This window comes from Paenibacillus sp. LX16 (genome assembly GCF_036252815.1).
GTDB classification, from domain to species: Bacteria; Bacillota; Bacilli; order Paenibacillales; family Paenibacillaceae; genus Paenibacillus; species Paenibacillus polymyxa_B.
Genome location: NZ_CP141152.1, coordinates 5,086,105 through 5,103,003, shown reverse-complemented (window position 1 = coordinate 5,103,003; position 16,899 = coordinate 5,086,105). Strand labels below are relative to the sequence as shown.

Annotated in this window: 20 protein-coding genes, 2 tRNA genes and 2 rRNA genes; 22 read left to right on the top strand and 2 right to left on the bottom strand. The window is 45.1% G+C overall.

Annotation, left to right across the window (positions count from 1 at the left end):
- Window positions 1-2: 2 nt before the first annotated feature.
- The 16 genes from T3H97_RS22910 (at window position 3) to T3H97_RS22835 (ending at window position 11,665) form a co-directional block, all read left to right on the top strand.
- Window positions 3-647, top strand: a complete 645-nt coding sequence (locus T3H97_RS22910; RefSeq protein WP_061831398.1) for an adenylate kinase — start codon at window positions 3-5, stop codon at window positions 645-647.
- A gap of 5 nt (window positions 648-652) precedes the next feature.
- On the top strand, window positions 653-1,192 hold the full coding sequence (locus T3H97_RS22905) for a M24 family metallopeptidase (RefSeq protein WP_328800966.1): 540 nt from the start codon (window positions 653-655) through the stop codon (window positions 1,190-1,192).
- A 9-nt stretch (window positions 1,193-1,201) separates the two neighbouring features.
- A complete protein-coding gene (locus tag T3H97_RS22900) occupies window positions 1,202-1,510 on the top strand; it encodes a KOW domain-containing RNA-binding protein (protein WP_013312145.1) in 309 nt (102 codons plus the stop codon).
- A 2-nt stretch (window positions 1,511-1,512) separates the two neighbouring features.
- The gene (gene infA, locus T3H97_RS22895; RefSeq protein WP_006212898.1) at window positions 1,513-1,728 is read left to right on the top strand and encodes a translation initiation factor IF-1; all 216 of its coding nucleotides are present in this window, start codon (window positions 1,513-1,515) and stop codon (window positions 1,726-1,728) included.
- Between the two features lie 118 nt (window positions 1,729-1,846).
- Window positions 1,847-1,960: a 50S ribosomal protein L36 gene (gene rpmJ / locus T3H97_RS22890; protein WP_003333770.1), complete on the top strand. Its 114-nt coding sequence runs from the start codon at window positions 1,847-1,849 to the stop codon at window positions 1,958-1,960.
- A gap of 21 nt (window positions 1,961-1,981) precedes the next feature.
- A complete protein-coding gene (rpsM, locus tag T3H97_RS22885; protein WP_007432560.1) occupies window positions 1,982-2,350 on the top strand; it encodes a 30S ribosomal protein S13 in 369 nt (122 codons plus the stop codon).
- Window positions 2,351-2,369: 19 nt separating this feature from the next.
- Complete coding sequence (gene rpsK / locus T3H97_RS22880; RefSeq protein ID WP_013312144.1) at window positions 2,370-2,765, top strand: 30S ribosomal protein S11; 396 nt, start codon at window positions 2,370-2,372, stop codon at window positions 2,763-2,765.
- A 135-nt stretch (window positions 2,766-2,900) separates the two neighbouring features.
- Complete coding sequence (locus T3H97_RS22875) at window positions 2,901-3,845, top strand: DNA-directed RNA polymerase subunit alpha (RefSeq protein ID WP_007432558.1); 945 nt, start codon at window positions 2,901-2,903, stop codon at window positions 3,843-3,845.
- 34 nt (window positions 3,846-3,879) lie between these two features.
- Window positions 3,880-4,245, top strand: a complete 366-nt coding sequence (rplQ, locus tag T3H97_RS22870; protein WP_013312143.1) for a 50S ribosomal protein L17 — start codon at window positions 3,880-3,882, stop codon at window positions 4,243-4,245.
- A gap of 151 nt (window positions 4,246-4,396) precedes the next feature.
- The gene (gene truA / locus T3H97_RS22865; RefSeq protein WP_061831400.1) at window positions 4,397-5,182 is read left to right on the top strand and encodes a tRNA pseudouridine(38-40) synthase TruA; all 786 of its coding nucleotides are present in this window, start codon (window positions 4,397-4,399) and stop codon (window positions 5,180-5,182) included.
- Window positions 5,183-5,365: 183 nt separating this feature from the next.
- Entirely contained in the window at window positions 5,366-5,803 is a 438-nt protein-coding gene (gene rplM, locus T3H97_RS22860; protein ID WP_013312141.1) for a 50S ribosomal protein L13, read from the top strand.
- 20 nt (window positions 5,804-5,823) lie between these two features.
- The gene (gene rpsI, locus T3H97_RS22855) at window positions 5,824-6,216 is read left to right on the top strand and encodes a 30S ribosomal protein S9 (protein WP_013312140.1); all 393 of its coding nucleotides are present in this window, start codon (window positions 5,824-5,826) and stop codon (window positions 6,214-6,216) included.
- A 1,521-nt stretch (window positions 6,217-7,737) separates the two neighbouring features.
- The gene (locus tag T3H97_RS22850; RefSeq protein WP_029514483.1) at window positions 7,738-8,430 is read left to right on the top strand and encodes a phosphoadenylyl-sulfate reductase; all 693 of its coding nucleotides are present in this window, start codon (window positions 7,738-7,740) and stop codon (window positions 8,428-8,430) included.
- A gap of 54 nt (window positions 8,431-8,484) precedes the next feature.
- The gene (gene sat / locus T3H97_RS22845; protein WP_328800965.1) at window positions 8,485-9,654 is read left to right on the top strand and encodes a sulfate adenylyltransferase; all 1,170 of its coding nucleotides are present in this window, start codon (window positions 8,485-8,487) and stop codon (window positions 9,652-9,654) included.
- A gap of 68 nt (window positions 9,655-9,722) precedes the next feature.
- Window positions 9,723-10,499, top strand: coding sequence for an N-acetylmuramoyl-L-alanine amidase CwlD (gene cwlD / locus T3H97_RS22840; protein WP_103050278.1), 777 nt, complete (start codon window positions 9,723-9,725; stop codon window positions 10,497-10,499).
- 59 nt (window positions 10,500-10,558) lie between these two features.
- Entirely contained in the window at window positions 10,559-11,665 is a 1,107-nt protein-coding gene (locus T3H97_RS22835) for an Mrp/NBP35 family ATP-binding protein (RefSeq protein ID WP_311080120.1), read from the top strand.
- Between the two features lie 36 nt (window positions 11,666-11,701).
- Here the strand turns inward: T3H97_RS22835 and gerD are convergent, their stop codons facing one another.
- Together gerD and pdaB are read right to left on the bottom strand one after the other, a co-directional pair.
- Entirely contained in the window at window positions 11,702-12,448 is a 747-nt protein-coding gene (gene gerD / locus T3H97_RS22830; protein ID WP_250240494.1) for a spore germination lipoprotein GerD, read from the bottom strand.
- Window positions 12,449-12,554: 106 nt separating this feature from the next.
- Entirely contained in the window at window positions 12,555-13,334 is a 780-nt protein-coding gene (gene pdaB, locus T3H97_RS22825; RefSeq protein ID WP_328800964.1) for a polysaccharide deacetylase family sporulation protein PdaB, read from the bottom strand.
- Between the two features lie 98 nt (window positions 13,335-13,432).
- On the opposite strand from pdaB, the gene T3H97_RS22820 reads away from it, so the two are divergent.
- The 6 genes from T3H97_RS22820 to T3H97_RS22795 all read left to right on the top strand — a co-directional run bounded on the left by T3H97_RS22820 (window position 13,433) and on the right by T3H97_RS22795 (window position 16,832).
- Window positions 13,433-14,047, top strand: coding sequence for a stage II sporulation protein M (locus T3H97_RS22820; RefSeq protein ID WP_328800963.1), 615 nt, complete (start codon window positions 13,433-13,435; stop codon window positions 14,045-14,047).
- Window positions 14,048-14,239: 192 nt separating this feature from the next.
- The gene (locus tag T3H97_RS22815; protein WP_013312131.1) at window positions 14,240-14,470 is read left to right on the top strand and encodes a hypothetical protein; all 231 of its coding nucleotides are present in this window, start codon (window positions 14,240-14,242) and stop codon (window positions 14,468-14,470) included.
- A gap of 374 nt (window positions 14,471-14,844) precedes the next feature.
- A 16S ribosomal RNA gene (locus T3H97_RS22810) occupies window positions 14,845-16,400 on the top strand.
- Window positions 16,401-16,503: 103 nt separating this feature from the next.
- Window positions 16,504-16,620: ribosomal RNA gene (gene rrf, locus T3H97_RS22805) — 5S ribosomal RNA — on the top strand.
- 38 nt (window positions 16,621-16,658) lie between these two features.
- Window positions 16,659-16,735 (top strand) — tRNA-Ile (locus T3H97_RS22800).
- A 21-nt stretch (window positions 16,736-16,756) separates the two neighbouring features.
- Window positions 16,757-16,832 (top strand) — tRNA-Ala (locus T3H97_RS22795).
- The last annotated feature ends 67 nt before the right edge of the window (window positions 16,833-16,899 follow it).

Sequence of the window (16,899 nt, the reverse complement as noted above, 5' to 3'; positions counted from 1 at the left end):
TTGTGAATATTTTGATCATGGGCCCTCCGGGGGCTGGTAAAGGTACACAAGCAGATGTCATTGTGAAGGAATTCGGCATTCCTCATATCTCGACAGGTGATGCTTTTCGCCTAGCGATGAAACAGGGAACACCTATTGGCATTAAAGCTAAAGAATATATCGACAAGGGTGAACTTGTTCCGGATGACGTAACAATCGGTATCGTTGAAGAACGGCTACAACAGCCAGATTGCAAGAAAGGGTTCTTGCTGGACGGTTTTCCAAGAACTTTGGCTCAAGCTGAAGCCTTGGATCAAATTTTGGGTCGTTTGAATACGAAGCTAGATGACGTCATCAACTTGAAAGTGGATAGTGACAACTTGTTGGCACGAATCACAGGACGGCGGGTTTGTAAAAGCTGCGGAACTAGCTATCATATTGTCTTTAATCCTCCTAAGGTTGAAGGCATTTGCGATAAAGACGGTGGGGAACTCTATCAGCGTCCTGACGATAATGAAGATAGCGTAAGAACACGACTTGAAGAATATAGTAATAAAACAGCACCACTCCTCACGTTTTATGAGAACCAGAATCTTCTGCGTCATATTGACGGAGAACAGGATATTGATGTGGTTTCCCAAAATATCGTGTCCTTGTTGCGGGGTTAGCTGTAATGATCATTTGCAAGTCGGGGACGGAATCAAGCTTAATGAGGAAAGCTAAGAGAATAGATACGGAGACGGATCATCTCTTGGCAGGACACATCGAGCCCGGTATTACGACCGGTGAACTTGATCATTTAGCTGATCGGTATATTCGCAGTCAGGGAGCTGTGCCGTCTTTTAAAGGTTATAACGGTTTTCCTGCTAGCATTTGCGCTTCAGTCAACGAACAACTGGTGCACGGATTTCCCGGCAAACGCAAGTTAAACAAAGGCGATATCATCGCGAAAACTCGCCAGTTTACAATGTCGCATGCCATTCGGCAATATATTGAGAATCCAAACCGTGGTATTCCTGAGCAGGGGCCGAGGCTGAAAACCGGCATTGGGCTGGCTATTGAATCTATGATTCAGATAGGTTCTCACCATGTAGGGACGCTGGAAGACAACTGGACGGTCGTTACGATGAACGTAACCTCATGTGCTCATAACGAGCAAGCGGTGACGTACGAAACGGGCGGCATGGACATTTTCACGAAACTGAGTGCGTAGGTGATTGGAATGATTCAGCAAGGAAACCTGCAAATCGGTCAGCTGGTGAAGATTCTGAAGGGCAGAGGTGCCGGACAGATTGCGGTTGTCGTTTCAGTAGCAGATAGCAGGTTTGTATATATTGCGGATGGGGATAAACGAAAGTTTGATCAAGCGAAGAAGAAAAATGTTCTTCATTTGGTGCCTCAGCCAAAGATTAGTAGCGAGATTGTAAACAGTTTAAACGAAAGCGGTCGGGTGACGAACGGAAAGCTGCGCCATGCAGTGAAAACTTTCCTGGACTCGTCCGAATACCAAGCTGAAGAGAAAGGAGACTGACTTTGGCCAAAGAAGATGTCATTGAGGTTGAAGGTACGGTAATCGAGCCACTACCGAACGCTACGTTCAAGGTAGAGCTGGAGAACGGTCATCAAATTCTTGCTCATGTTTCCGGAAAGCTGCGGATGCACTTTATCCGTATTTTGACAGGCGACAAGGTGGTTGTACAGTTATCGCCTTACGATTTAACCAAAGGCCGTATAACGTACCGCAAGTAATTCATGCAGGTTTTTATTAAACGTATGTCATTTAAAAAAACTTGTTTTGCTCGGCAAAACGATGTGAATGTTCACGAAGCGAGTTTTACCAGGGTAAAGCTTGGAGGAGGTAATCAACATGAAGGTAAGACCTTCTGTAAAACCTATTTGCGAAAAATGCAAAGTCATTCGCCGCAAAGGGAATGTAATGGTTATTTGCGAAAATCCGAAACACAAACAAAAACAAGGTTAATAGAAGGGGGTGTAGCGTAAAATGGCTCGTATAGCTGGTGTGGATTTGCCACGTGACAAACGCGTTGAGATCGCCTTGACTTACATTTTCGGAATCGGTAAAACGACTTCTCAGAAAATCTTGAAGGAAACAGGCATCAGTGCAAACACGCGTGTTCGTGATTTGACTGAAGATGAAGTGAGCAAATTACGTGAAACGATCGACAAAGAAGTTAAAGTAGAAGGCGATCTGCGTCGTGAAATTTCCTTGAATATTAAACGTCTGACTGAGATTGGCTGCTACCGTGGTGTTCGTCACCGTCGTGGATTGCCTGTTCGCGGACAACGTACTAAAACTAATGCTCGTACCCGTAAAGGTCCTCGTCGGACTGTAGCGAACAAAAAGAAATAAGAAGGGAGGATAACATTCAATGGCTAAACCGAAAAAAGTTGTACGTACAAAACGCCGTGACCGTAAAAATATCGAGACTGGCGTGGCACACATCCGTTCCACGTTCAACAACACGATCGTTACGATCACAGATCCACACGGTAATGCAATCTCTTGGGCCAGCTCAGGCGGCATGGGATTCCGTGGTTCCCGTAAATCTACTCCATTCGCAGCACAAATGGCCGCAGAAACTGCTGCCAAAGCTGCTATGGAACACGGCATGAAAACTGTCGAAGTCATGGTTAAAGGACCTGGTGCAGGTCGCGAAGCAGCAATTCGCTCTTTGCAAGCTGCTGGTTTGGAAGTTAACCTGATTAAAGACGTAACTCCGGTACCTCATAACGGATGCCGTCCTCCAAAACGTCGTCGCGTCTAGTGAGATTTCTCCTCTGCGTGTAGTATAGATCCGGCACAAACTGCCAAGAATGGATGTTTAGGTATACTGCATGATAGACTATGGATAAGGTGAATGTTTCATATAGGAGCGACGTTTTGAAGGAGGGATATTGCAGTGATAGAAATCGAAAAGCCGAAAATTGAGACGGTTGACGTCAATGATGATGGCACCTATGGAAAATTCGTAGTAGAACCGCTGGAACGCGGATACGGTACGACGTTGGGTAACTCGCTTCGCCGTATTCTGTTATCCTCGTTACCGGGGGCAGCAGTCACATCGGTTCAGATCGATGGGGTTCTGCACGAGTTTGCAACGGTTCCCGGTGTGAAGGAAGACGTAACGGAGATCATTCTGAACTTGAAAGCTTTATCGCTTAAAATCCACTCGGATGAAGAGAAAGTACTCGAAATCGATGCGGAAGGCGAAGGAGTTGTAACGGCAGGAGATATCCGTGCGGATAGTGATGTGGAAATTCTTAATCCGGATCTTCACATTGCTACGCTCGGACCGGGTTCGAGACTTCACATGCGTATTTTTGCCAATCGCGGTCGCGGTTACGTTAAGCAGGATCGGAACAAACGTGATGACCAGCCGATCGGCGTTATTCCCGTCGACTCCATCTACACTCCGATTGCACGCGTGAACTACGGCGTAGAAAATACGCGTGTCGGCCAGGTTACGAATTACGACAAGCTGACACTTGAGGTTTGGACTGACGGAAGTATTCGTCCCGAGGAAGCAGTGAGCCTTGGAGCCAAAATTTTGACTGAGCATGTGATGTTGTTCGTGGGTCTCACGGACGAGGCAAAAGATGCTGAAATTATGGTTGAAAAAGAAGAAGACAAAAAAGAAAAAGTTCTTGAAATGACGATCGAAGAGCTGGATCTCTCCGTCCGTTCCTATAACTGCCTTAAGCGCGCTGGTATCAATACGGTACAAGAACTCACGACTAAATCTGAAGAAGATATGATGAAGGTCCGTAACTTGGGTCGCAAATCTTTGGAAGAAGTACAAGAGAAGCTTGAGGAACTTGGTTTAGGACTTCGTACGGAAGAATAGTACAGCAACGTTTTTGTGAAGGAGGGGAAATTACATGGCATACCAAAAATTGGGCCGTAACTCCAGTGCCCGTAAAGCTTTGTTTCGTGATTTGGTAACCGATCTGTTCTTGTATGAGCGTATCCAAACTACTGAGGCTAAAGCGAAAGAAGTTCGTTCTATTGCTGAAAAACTGATCACCAAAGCGAAAAAAGGAGATCTGCACGCACGTCGTCAAGTGGCTGCGTTCGTTCGCCGTGAAACTTTGGATGGTGAGCAGGATGCAATCCAAAAGCTGTTTAGCGAATTGGCTACACGTTACACTGAGCGTCCAGGTGGATACACTCGTATCTTGAAATTGGGACCTCGTCGTGGCGACGCCGCTCCAATGGTATATCTGGAATTGGTTGACCGCGCGTAGACAGGCGAAGATGAGGGAAGGGTGGACAGAATCGGCTTGATTCTGAACAACCCTTTTTTTCTCTTGGAGGAGTCCTTGAGGGGCTTCTCCTTTGTTATGTTCGGTTATTCCTTGTAAGGCCAGAGACTACCCCTATAAAGGTGTGAGAAACATGCGGAACTTGTGCATGAAGGTGAACTATGACGGAACCCACTATGATGGCTTTCAGACGCAGCCTGACGGTAACACCATTCAGGACTGCCTTGAACATGCTATTTACTCATTGACGGGCGAGCGTCTTAAAATTACAGGCTCAGGCCGTACAGATGCAGGTGTACATGCATACGGGCAGGTATTCAATTTTCACACTGAATCGCCGATTCCGTTACAGCGCTGGTGTCTGGCACTTAATGCCTGGTTGCCTCGTGATATCATCGTTACGGATGCGAGAGAGGTGCCACTGTCCTTTCATGCACGCCGCATGGCGAAGCGGAAGACATATCGGTACAGCATTAATGCGAACCGATTTCCGGACATCTTTCACCGTCGTACACAGGCCCATCATCCAACGAGACTGGATGTAAGAGCGATGGAGGAAGGGTTGGCTCATTTAGTGGGCACCTTTGACTATACTTCGTTCGCATCTCGACGTTCCCAAAAGACGAATCATGTTCGCACTATTTACGAAGCCTATATGACAGTAGACCATTCCTTTTCACGTCCGGGCTCGGATGATCAGGGAATTATCCATACTTATATTACAGGTAGCGGATTTTTACAGCACATGGTTCGGATTATTATGGGTACTTTGCTGGAAGTGGGAGAAGGCAAAAAATCGTCGGATGATATTCCTTCCATTTTGGAGGCGAAAAATCGTTCAAAGGCTGGACCTACGGCCGTTGGACACGCTTTAACGCTCTGGAATGTAGAGTACGACGAAAACATCAAAAAACATTGATTTTACCCTTGCGGAATTGATGGTTATCCTGTAATATAAAAGTTGTGTTTTCTTAATGGCTTTCCCACAGCCCCAATTAAGATGATCACTTTAAATTAACATCTAATCCATCAATAATGCAGCAACTTAACGAACGAAGATAAATGATGATTTCTGTTAACGAACTTAAGGAGGATACTTTTCATGCGTACTACGTATATGGCGAAGCCAAATGAAGTTGAGCGCAACTGGCACATCATTGATGCCGAAGGCAAAACGCTCGGCCGTCTGGCAAGCGAAGCGGCTGCGTTGATTCGCGGCAAACACAAGCCACAATTTACACCACATGTGGACACAGGTGATTTTGTTGTTGTAATCAATGCGGAAAAAATCGTATTGACCGGTAAAAAAATGGAGAACAAGAAATACTACCGTCACTCCCTGCATCCGGGTGGTCTGAAAGTAACGGTTGCACAAGAAATGGTTAAGAACAAGCCTGAGCGCATGTTGGAATTGGCTGTTCACGGTATGCTTCCTAAAACTCGTCAAGGCGAGAAAATGAAGCTGAGACTTAAAGCTTACAGAGGCACTGAGCATCCACATGCAGCACAAAAACCTGAAGTTTACGAACTTCGCGGATAATTAAAAGGGAGGACAGTTTCATGGCACAAGTACAATACTATGGGACAGGTCGTCGTAAACATTCGGTAGCTCGTGTTCGTCTCGTACCGGGTGAAGGACGCATTGTCATCAATAAGCGTGATATTAATGAATATTTTGGTTTGGAAACTCTCAAACTGATCGTAAAACAACCACTGAACCTGACAGAAACAGTTGGCAGCTATGACGTACTCGTTATCGCTCATGGTGGTGGTATCTCTGGTCAAGCCGGCGCAATTCGCCACGGTATTTCCCGTGCTCTGTTGAAAGCAGATCCGGAATTCCGTCCAGCTTTGAAAAAAGCAGGCTTCTTGACTCGTGACCCACGTATGAAAGAACGTAAAAAATACGGCCTCAAAGCCGCTCGTCGTGCACCACAGTTCTCGAAACGTTAATATTTCGAATACAGAAGAACCTTTTCCTTATGGAAAGGGTTCTTTTTTATTTAGTCATTTCCTGATCAATATCCACATGTGGATAAGTAGACCTACTCTAAAAGTTACAAGCTTCAGCATGTTTCAGCGAATACATAAATAACCGCATGCAAATGCACGGAACACGAAAAGTTATCCACAATGGAATTGAAGATGATATTGTTATACACAAATACAGTTTGCTATTTCAACGTAGTTTATTCTGTAATGTTTATAACCAGTGACTAAAAATATAATGTTCGGCTATTCAATATAGCATCATTTTAATATTCTCTGCTAATTGCTGTTTCACGAGGGATACTTTGCTTTCACTTGTTTATGTGAAGTCCTCCTTGATATGTTCTGGCTGGCACTGTCTATGCCTCTTGTACAGCTGTTTTGTGCGTAGCTAGGGATACAGCAAGGAATACCTCTTTTTATTTGTGTGCACGGAGCAGAAGGACGTCCTTAGCCTAGCACTGCCCCTTCCTAGCTACTGCAATTGCAACGGTGATGACCTGGTAATGGAAATAGTCTATTCAGTAATCGCTTCAAACTATAACTGGGAGCACAATGTATTGTTCGACTGTCTACCCTCATAAAATCGCCCCTCATTGATGACAGGCTTTAAATAGGCTTCCAGTAGCGATAAGAGTCTTGCTTGTGTCCAGTGATCAATTCCTCTGGAATTGCCGCTACGAGCGCTTTAGGATTGAATAGAGGTGTAATAAGAGTTCAGCGTGCAGTCATTTCTTTTATAATTTTCAGAATGAAGGCATCGCTGACGCCAGAACTCCAGAATAGTATAGTATTTCATCTGGTAAAAAAATTTGAGTAAAGGCTATTTTGCCTTTGAATTCATCTGAACTCGTCCACATACCAACCTCATCTTTGGAATGCAAAATAAGAGCTCTGAAACCTAAAGTTATTTTCAATTTCCTCGGTTAGCATCCTTCGATAATCTTAATTCAGAAGCGATGCTTGCTTTCTTCCACAGATGGTTCTTGCTTGATCAAAGCAACCCAAAGCTGTTCAGCATTACCGATGGCTGCCGCGCACTGGGCCAAGATTAGGATACGCTGTTCCTAGATGTCTCTAAAGCATTTCACTCAGATGATCTGCAAGCAGACATATAGTACAATAATACATTTTGGCTATACAAATCATTCAACCAGGTAATTTTGCGTAGCATGGTAGGTTCAAGAATACCTTCAGCTACATTAGTTACTTTTAGTAACCATTGGGCCTATGGGCCATTTCCAAATGTTTGGTATAAGAATATTTTATATAAAGTCAATGAACTTGGTTGGATACGCAAGAAAGCATTAAAGAATGCTGACAGAACAACATTCCTACAAGTTTGGGTGGATAAATGCTTGCATCAGGACATTTTGCCTTGGATTGACAATGATTAAGAAAGTTTTATACTGTATTTAATCTTATTAGTTTAGTCGGTATTGGAGTGACACTATTTATGAATCTTCATATGGAGGCGCATTGATAATGAATTTATTGGAGAAAGAAGCGTTGATTAGAGTCAAGGCAATTGAACTGGAAGATGCTACGCCAGAGGAAATTATCCAGTATGCTGTTCTTACATTCCCCAATCTTACCTTTGCTTGTAGCTTCGGAGCAGAAGATGTAGTACTAGTAGACATGCTTCAAAAAATTAGCCCTTCCACCGACATTTTTTACTTGGACACCGACTTTCATTTTCAAGAAACTTACGATACGCGAGATCAGATGAAGGCCAGGTACAACTTGGATTTTGTTAGAGTCTCTCCCTTAATTACTCCCGAAGAGCAAGCGGCTAAACATGGAGAGGAACTGTGGAAAACAGATCCTAACACATGTTGTGGTATACGCAAAGTTGAGCCGCTGACACGCATTTTGTCGCAATACGATGCATGGATTACCGGTATTCGCCGCGATCAGGCCCCTACCCGTGCGAATTCAAAAAAGATAGAGTATGATGAAAAGTTTGGACTCGTTAAATTTAACCCCTTGGCAAGCTGGACATCCGAGGATGTATGGAACTATATCCGCACTCATGAAGTGCTGTATAATCCATTGCATGACCGCAATTATCCCAGTATCGGTTGTGAGCAATGTACCCGTGAGGTCCTACCAGGTGAAGATCCTCGTGCAGGTCGCTGGTCTGGCAATGAGAAAACGGAGTGCGGGCTCCATCAATAAAATGATATTCAGGTAGCTATGAGTCATATTTATGAAGAAGAAGGGAAGTGCATTATGACTGCAATTCTTCCGCATGGCGGAACACTTGTTGATAAAATCATTACAGGACCGAAGCAAAAAGCACTTTTGCAGGCCGCAGAGAAATTGTTTCCTATCCGTGTAAACTCATGGACCATTTCTGATCTGGATTTGATTGGAGTGGGGGCTTTCTCTCCTTTGACGGGGTTTATGAATGAATCTGACTATCGGTCAGTGGTAACAGATATGCGTCTTGCCGATGGTACAGTCTGGAGTATTCCCATTACTCTTGCAGTTGCAGAAAGTATAGCCAGTGAATTGAAATTAGGTCAGCAGGTGGCTTTGGTGGGGGAAACAGACGGTACCATTTATGCTGTACTTGATATTGAAAGTATTTATCAGGTAGATCAGGCTGAGGAAGCCAGAATAGTATTCAAGACGGATGACCCGGCTCATCCTGGCGTAAACAAACTGTTAGATCGACCTGCTACGTATGTTGGTGGATCTGTGCAAGTGCTGAATCGGCCGGAGCCCACACAATTTAGTGACTTTTACTATACACCATCACAGACACGCGACTATTTTGCAGAAAAAGGCTGGAAAACAGTGGTCGGTTTTCAAACACGAAATCCGGTACACCGAGCACATGAATACATCCAAAAAAGCGCGATGGAGATTGTGGATGCATTGTTTCTAAACCCACTCGTTGGTGAAACCAAGTCAGATGACGTTCCGGCAGATGTGCGTATGAAGAGCTATCTGGTGCTGCTGGACAATTATTATCCGGCTGATCGGACTTTTCTGGGGGTATTTCCTGCTGCCATGCGATACGCGGGCCCTAGAGAGGCCATTTTTCATGCTATTGTGCGAAAGAACTATGGCTGCACCCATTTTATTGTTGGAAGGGATCATGCTGGTGTAGGAGACTATTATGGGACCTACGAAGCACAGGAAATTTTCAGGCACTTTACACCTGAAGAGCTGGGGATTACTCCATTGTTCTTTGAACACAGCTTTTATTGCACCCGATGTGGAAACATGGCTTCAAGTAAAACATGCCCACATCCCAAGGAGCATCATTTAACGCTCTCGGGCACCAAGGTACGGGAATTGTTGCGCTCTGGGGTTTGCCCGCCACCTGAATTTACACGACCGGAAGTCGCTCAAGTGCTGATTGAAGGTATGAAAGAATTTGTTCATGCCTGAGTTGTACTATCTACACGCCTCGTCCCATATAGATTATTAGTATCTGTATAGGACGGAGGCGTTTTGTTATGCAAAAAAATAATCGTAAAAACGAGGTTACACTGTGGATTCGCTATCGGACGTTGCAAAAAATGCTGTTGGGCTGTTGTCTCGCCGTTCTATTTATTACACTGGCATTGTATGAGATACCTGCTTCGAGAGCTTGGACCCATTGGAGTTTACCCCTTACAGGTAAAGTAATTGCCATAGATGCTGGACATGGAGGGCCTGATGGAGGGGCGGTTAGCAAAGAAGGGATTATTGAAAAGGATATTAATCTGGCAATCGCTTTTTATTTGCGGGATTATTTACAGCAAGCAGGTGCTGTCGTTGTCATGACACGTGAGGATGACCGCGACCTAGCGCAGCAAGAAACGAAAGGTTATTCCAGAAGAAAAACGGAGGATTTGAAGCAGCGTGTGCGTATAATTGAGGAGCAGAAAGCAGACCTCTTTCTAAGTATTCATATGAACAGTATCCCGTCGAGCCGTTGGAGTGGAGCCCAAACCTTTTACGTACCTAACCATGCAGATAACGAGAATTTGGCGTCTTTAATTCAGGAAGAGATCAAACGCAACTTGGAAAATACGGACAGAGTGGCTAAGACCGTGAACACAGTTTATTTATTGAAAGCTCTCAAAATGCCATCAGCCCTTGTAGAAGTAGGTTTTTTGTCCCATCCTGAGGAAGCTAGACGACTAAGTGACGTGAACTATCAAAGGCAGGTGGCGGCGTCTATATATAAGGGGATTTTGCGTTACAGTGCCGGGGAAAAGGGGATCTCACCAGCACCTGAGGCCAGATAGTGGTATACTGTAAGTGTTTACCACTACGTAAATCATTAAAGCAGAGGTGCTGATAATTCATGCAATCAAGAGAGCAAGTTATAGAGCTACTTCAACAAGTGCGGGAGCCTCATACAGGACGCCGTCTAGTCGATCTCCATTTTATTCGGGATGTGGTGGTTAAAGAGGATCGGGTATCCTTGACCGCCATTACCCTGAATAGTCAGGAAGAGACGCTGACAGAGTTGGAACGAGAAATCCGGCAGACTTTAGAAGAGGCGGGATTAAGTCACGTTCATATTCGTATTCGTGAGGCATCTGAGCATGAAAAGTCTGCCCTTCAAAATGGAGAGGAGACCGAGGAAGCGGCTGACCCGGTTTTGACCAAAGGACATGCTGTTGGCATGGAAGAACATGAGCTGCTTAGCCCAGCATCTGGCGTACGATTTATTGCCATTGCAAGCGGCAAAGGTGGTGTCGGAAAATCGACAGTAGCTGTAAATTTGGCGGCTGCTTTAGCTAGACAGGGGAAGCGTGTGGGTTTAATTGATGCGGATATCTATGGATTCAGTGTGCCAGATATGATTGGAGTAGAGGATGTACCTTCTGTCGAAGATGGTATCATTCAGCCAGTGGAGCGATTTGGTATCAAAATCATGTCTATGGGCTTCTTTGTCAGAGAGAACAACCCGGTGATCTGGAGAGGTCCCATGCTAGGGAGAATGCTCAGACAGTTTTTTAGTGATGTCGAATGGGGAAAGCTGGACTATATGATTCTCGATTTACCACCAGGCACTGGCGATGTAGCGCTTGACGTACATCAAATGATTCCGCAGAGTGAAGAAATCATTGTCACTACTCCACATGCGACGGCGGCTTTTGTAGCTGCACGTGCAGGCGCAATGGCGCTTCAAACGGATCATAAGGTCATCGGTGTTGTGGAGAACATGTCTTATTATGTGTCCTCCACTGGAGAAAAGGACTATGTTTTTGGGCGAGGAGGAGGGGCTATGCTGGCAGACACTCTTCATACAAAACTTCTTGCTCAAATTCCGCTGGGTATTCCAGATAATCATCCGTCAGAAGCCGACTTTTCTCCATCAGTATATAAATCCGAGTCGGCGACAGGAACCATTTACAATGATATTGCTGCTCAAATTATGATCTTGCACACGGAATCTAAATAAATAAAAAAGGCTGGTTTATTAAACCAGCCTTTTTTATTATTGGCTTCCTCCTTGTTCTCCTTCGCCCCCACCTTCGCTGCCCCCACCACCTTGCTTATCGCCGCCTGCACCGCTTTGCTCACCACTTTTTTTCTCAACCTTGGGTTGAAGCTCCTCTTGTACGACGGTTTTTAGTAAATTCATAACCTCAAGTCGGAAAATCGGATTTTGCATGGCATCATGCATGACTGTCATAGATTGTTTTCGATATTCAGGGGTTTTAGTTAAGTCCATATACATTTTGGTTAATTCTGGTGACTTGAGCATTGCTTCAATTGATTTTTGATAAGAAGGGTCTTTTATAAGTTGCATATGAAGCTGTTTGCTTTGGCTGTTGATGGCTTTGGCAAATTCTCCGGCAAAACGCGGATCAGTCATAATCTTTTCGATTTCTTTTTTATATTCAGGTGATATCAAAGTATCTTTGACTGCGATCTTCATCTGTTCAGCCGATTGCATGGGCATAAGCATTTTCATTCCCATGCTGCCACCAGCCCCACCACCAGATCCACCTTCTTCACTGCTTTGACCGGATTGTCCTTCTTTGGTTGAACTGTTTTCCCCAGTTAAAGCTTCCTCTACCGCTTTTTTTCCGTCATCACTTTTCAGGATATCGACAACCATCGTTTTCATCTCTTTATAACTGTTCTGGGGGGGCGCAGAACCCTGATCCGAGCCGCATCCACTCAGTGCAACGCCCAGTACGCATACCGTGCTAACAAATCGCAAACGAGTCCAATTCATGGCCGTATTCCTCCTTCATCATGAATGTGGATAGTATGCGGATGAATGGGGAGAAATATGTCGATTTGCTTTTGGTTTTTAGCTGAGAACGATGTAAAATAACTCCTTAAAGACCCAGTGCCTGATCGCGTACCTCTTTGCCTTTTACTGTACCCTGTTGAAGCAGTTCAGATACAGTCACGAATTCATAGCCTTGTGCGCGCAACTTGTCGATAATGACGGGCAGGGCTTCATGCGTTTGTTTACAGGAATCACTGGCATGCAGAAGGACGATATCGCCAGGATGCGCTTTATTTACAACACGGTCGATTATGACCTGAGTACCAGGGTTTTTCCAGTCCAGGGAATCTGTATCCCACTGAATGGTTTTGTAGCCTAAAGTGCCGGCAACCTGAAGGACCCTTTTATCAAAGTCGCCATTAGGCATACGGATCAACTTCGGGGACTGTCCCGTCAGTTCGGTTAATGTGGTATGAGCAATTGAAATCTGCTTACGAATATCTTCATCGCTTAAGCTACTGTAATTTTCATGTTTATGGCCATGACTGCCGATTTCAAATCCACTTTCTTTAATCTGATTCACAAGCTCTGGGTGTGTTTTACTCCAAGGGGCAGAAAGGAAAAAGGTGGACTTGGTCACTTTTTTATCCTCAAGGACTTTTAAGATGGGGGCAGTACGCTTATCACCCCAACTAATATCAAAGGTGAGAGCGATCAACTTTTTGTCCGTGGGTACACTATAAATAGCGGTTGGTGCTTCCTCGGAAAAAACAGTAACATTATCGGTTTCTACATAAATGACTCCAACAGTAAAGATGGCTGCAGCTATTACGATTAAGAATCGTTTGATTTTTTTACCGTTTAATACATAAAAAAAAGAATTCATGGTTAATAACGCCCCTTTCATCCTAGAAGTGCTTGTTTACTTAAAGCTATGCCGGGGGTTGTCAATTATTCCATTGAACCAATAGGAGGAATTATCAAATGGGACTAAAAACATTTTTTCACGATTTACACACGACAAGACGGTTAATTTTAATCTCTGCATTTCTTTTCTGCACAAGTATTATGGTGGGCTGGTTAAGTACAGGCACTATTCAATCCATGCTGGCGCAACAAATCGAGGGGCTGGGAGAAGTAGCGCAGCGCTTGCAGAATTCTGAGCATCCACAATGGAGTTTTTTTGTATTCATCTTTTTCAATAATGCAATTAAATGTGTGCTGGTTATATTTATGGGGGCTGTATTTGGAATCGTACCGTTTATATTTTTAATTGTGAACGGTATGGTTTTAGGGTTTGTAGTACACTTGCAGACAGATATGGGAAGAAGTATGTATGAAGTTGTTGTCAAAGGGTTACTGCCTCACGGTGTGATTGAATTGCCTGTTTTGATTATCGCCTGTGCCTTCGGATTGAAGTTTGGAATCAACATAATGTCTACTATAGGTACAAGCATAGGGCTAAAGCGCAAAGGAACTGGCCCATCGTGGAATGTATTTATGAAACAAACGTTGAGGGTGTCCCTATGGTCCGTCATCTTACTGCTTATAGCAGCTGCAATTGAGAGTGGCATAACTTATCGTTTATTGTCACAATAAAATATTATGGCCAATTATTTATATATTTCCTGAAAATTGAACATAACAAAGGGGAGAGCCTAAAGAGAAGCTGAAGATTAATCGGGGTAAGTTTGAAACCTTAGCAGTTGAGTTTAAAAACAGGTAAAGATTGGAACAATAGTTGAGCAAATATAAGTACTATATAATCTGCTGATAAGGGAGTATGGTCATATGTTGGGAATGCTGTTTAACGAAAAAGAATGCAAGGAACTTGACTACGTTCTTCGTAAGGAGCTAGATGAAATGCTGCTTGATATGAGCGATACTCGATTGGATCAAGATATTCGCTACGCAATCGCACTTCGATATAAAACAGTCTTTCGCATGTATGCCCGTTTTGCACCCGCCAAGGAACTATCAAAATATGCTCGCAGAGGGCGAGTCCCACAAACCAAACAATGAAAAGATAAGAAACTATATCAGAGATATCAGGAAGTAAACTATTTTAAAAACCTTATACTTTCTGATATCAAAAAAAGTATTGACTCTATTCTATATTCATGGTAAATTAATTTTCGTTCCTTTTTGAAGGATTTGCTCGAAAAAAAGAAATTAAAAAAACTCTTGCAAATTCTAAAAAGAGATGATATATTATAAAGGTCGCCACTGAGACGCGGTGACGAAACAAAGTAAGACATTGTGTAAGTTTGATCTTTGAAAACTGAACAACGAGTGAGTAAAACGATTTTGTTCGCAAAATCAAACAAGAGATATTTTATCTCGTCAGTTTCAACATGAGCTTATCGCTCTTTCTATAAACCAGCTTCGGTTGGTCTTTAATGGAGAGTTTGATCCTGGCTCAGGACGAACGCTGGCGGCGTGCCTAATACATGCAAGTCGAGCGGGGCTGTTTAGAAGCTTGCTTCTAAACAGCCTAGCGGCGGACGGGTGAGTAACACGTAGGCAACCTGCCCACAAGACAGGGATAACTACCGGAAACGGTAGCTAATACCCGATACATCCTTTTCCTGCATGGGAGAAGGAGGAAAGATGGAGCAATCTGTCACTTGTGGATGGGCCTGCGGCGCATTAGCTAGTTGGTGGGGTAAAGGCCTACCAAGGCGACGATGCGTAGCCGACCTGAGAGGGTGATCGGCCACACTGGGACTGAGACACGGCCCAGACTCCTACGGGAGGCAGCAGTAGGGAATCTTCCGCAATGGGCGAAAGCCTGACGGAGCAACGCCGCGTGAGTGATGAAGGTTTTCGGATCGTAAAGCTCTGTTGCCAGGGAAGAACGTCTTGTAGAGTAACTGCTACAAGAGTGACGGTACCTGAGAAGAAAGCCCCGGCTAACTACGTGCCAGCAGCCGCGGTAATACGTAGGGGGCAAGCGTTGTCCGGAATTATTGGGCGTAAAGCGCGCGCAGGCGGCTCTTTAAGTCTGGTGTTTAATCCCGAGGCTCAACTTCGGGTCGCACTGGAAACTGGGGAGCTTGAGTGCAGAAGAGGAGAGTGGAATTCCACGTGTAGCGGTGAAATGCGTAGAGATGTGGAGGAACACCAGTGGCGAAGGCGACTCTCTGGGCTGTAACTGACGCTGAGGCGCGAAAGCGTGGGGAGCAAACAGGATTAGATACCCTGGTAGTCCACGCCGTAAACGATGAATGCTAGGTGTTAGGGGTTTCGATACCCTTGGTGCCGAAGTTAACACATTAAGCATTCCGCCTGGGGAGTACGGTCGCAAGACTGAAACTCAAAGGAATTGACGGGGACCCGCACAAGCAGTGGAGTATGTGGTTTAATTCGAAGCAACGCGAAGAACCTTACCAGGTCTTGACATCCCTCTGACCGGTCTAGAGATAGACCTTTCCTTCGGGACAGAGGAGACAGGTGGTGCATGGTTGTCGTCAGCTCGTGTCGTGAGATGTTGGGTTAAGTCCCGCAACGAGCGCAACCCTTATGCTTAGTTGCCAGCAGGTCAAGCTGGGCACTCTAAGCAGACTGCCGGTGACAAACCGGAGGAAGGTGGGGATGACGTCAAATCATCATGCCCCTTATGACCTGGGCTACACACGTACTACAATGGCCGGTACAACGGGAAGCGAAATCGCGAGGTGGAGCCAATCCTAGAAAAGCCGGTCTCAGTTCGGATTGTAGGCTGCAACTCGCCTACATGAAGTCGGAATTGCTAGTAATCGCGGATCAGCATGCCGCGGTGAATACGTTCCCGGGTCTTGTACACACCGCCCGTCACACCACGAGAGTTTACAACACCCGAAGTCGGTGGGGTAACCCGCAAGGGAGCCAGCCGCCGAAGGTGGGGTAGATGATTGGGGTGAAGTCGTAACAAGGTAGCCGTATCGGAAGGTGCGGCTGGATCACCTCCTTTCTATGGAGAATCGTTTCCTGCAATGGAAACATTCAAATATGAAGCGTATGCTTCAAAAACTACTCACTCGTTGCTCAGTTTTGAGAGCTCAAACTCTCGAACGTTTGGTGGCGATAGCGGAGGGGTTCCACACGTACCCATCCCGAACACGACCGTTAAGCCCTCCAGCGCCGATGGTACTTGGACCGCAGGGTCCTGGGAGAGTAGGACGTCGCCAAGCGCAACCACTAAAGAAGAATTTCTTTGGTGGTTTATTATGGGCCCTTAGCTCAGCTGGTTAGAGCGCACCCCTGATAAGGGTGAGGTCGGTGGTTCGAGTCCACTAGGGCCCACCATATAACTTTATATTTTCTTTTGGGGCCATAGCTCAGCTGGGAGAGCGCCTGCCTTGCAAGCAGGAGGTCAGCGGTTCGATCCCGCTTGGCTCCACCAAAAAAAGTTATCATTGCACCTTGAAAACTGGATACCGAAACGAAATTGCGTTTTAGAATATTCCTTT

What these genes read in the sequence shown, in the direction of transcription:
- T3H97_RS22905 (WP_328800966.1), top strand. Translation starts at nt 653, where the DNA reads ATGATCATTTGCAAGTCGGGGACGGAATCAAGCTTAATGAGGAAAGCT.
- T3H97_RS22900 (WP_013312145.1), top strand. Translation starts at nt 1,202, where the DNA reads ATGATTCAGCAAGGAAACCTGCAAATCGGTCAGCTGGTGAAGATTCTG.
- rpmJ (WP_003333770.1), top strand. Translation starts at nt 1,847, where the DNA reads ATGAAGGTAAGACCTTCTGTAAAACCTATTTGCGAAAAATGCAAAGTC.
- rpsM (WP_007432560.1), top strand. Translation starts at nt 1,982, where the DNA reads ATGGCTCGTATAGCTGGTGTGGATTTGCCACGTGACAAACGCGTTGAG.
- rpsK (WP_013312144.1), top strand. Translation starts at nt 2,370, where the DNA reads ATGGCTAAACCGAAAAAAGTTGTACGTACAAAACGCCGTGACCGTAAA.
- rplQ (WP_013312143.1), top strand. Translation starts at nt 3,880, where the DNA reads ATGGCATACCAAAAATTGGGCCGTAACTCCAGTGCCCGTAAAGCTTTG.
- truA (WP_061831400.1), top strand. Translation starts at nt 4,397, where the DNA reads ATGCGGAACTTGTGCATGAAGGTGAACTATGACGGAACCCACTATGAT.
- rplM (WP_013312141.1), top strand. Translation starts at nt 5,366, where the DNA reads ATGCGTACTACGTATATGGCGAAGCCAAATGAAGTTGAGCGCAACTGG.
- rpsI (WP_013312140.1), top strand. Translation starts at nt 5,824, where the DNA reads ATGGCACAAGTACAATACTATGGGACAGGTCGTCGTAAACATTCGGTA.
- T3H97_RS22850 (WP_029514483.1), top strand. Translation starts at nt 7,738, where the DNA reads ATGAATTTATTGGAGAAAGAAGCGTTGATTAGAGTCAAGGCAATTGAA.
- sat (WP_328800965.1), top strand. Translation starts at nt 8,485, where the DNA reads ATGACTGCAATTCTTCCGCATGGCGGAACACTTGTTGATAAAATCATT.
- cwlD (WP_103050278.1), top strand. Translation starts at nt 9,723, where the DNA reads ATGCAAAAAAATAATCGTAAAAACGAGGTTACACTGTGGATTCGCTAT.
- T3H97_RS22835 (WP_311080120.1), top strand. Translation starts at nt 10,559, where the DNA reads ATGCAATCAAGAGAGCAAGTTATAGAGCTACTTCAACAAGTGCGGGAG.
- gerD (WP_250240494.1), bottom strand. Translation starts at nt 12,448, where the DNA reads ATGAATTGGACTCGTTTGCGATTTGTTAGCACGGTATGCGTACTGGGC.
- pdaB (WP_328800964.1), bottom strand. Translation starts at nt 13,334, where the DNA reads ATGAATTCTTTTTTTTATGTATTAAACGGTAAAAAAATCAAACGATTC.
- T3H97_RS22820 (WP_328800963.1), top strand. Translation starts at nt 13,433, where the DNA reads ATGGGACTAAAAACATTTTTTCACGATTTACACACGACAAGACGGTTA.
- T3H97_RS22815 (WP_013312131.1), top strand. Translation starts at nt 14,240, where the DNA reads ATGTTGGGAATGCTGTTTAACGAAAAAGAATGCAAGGAACTTGACTAC.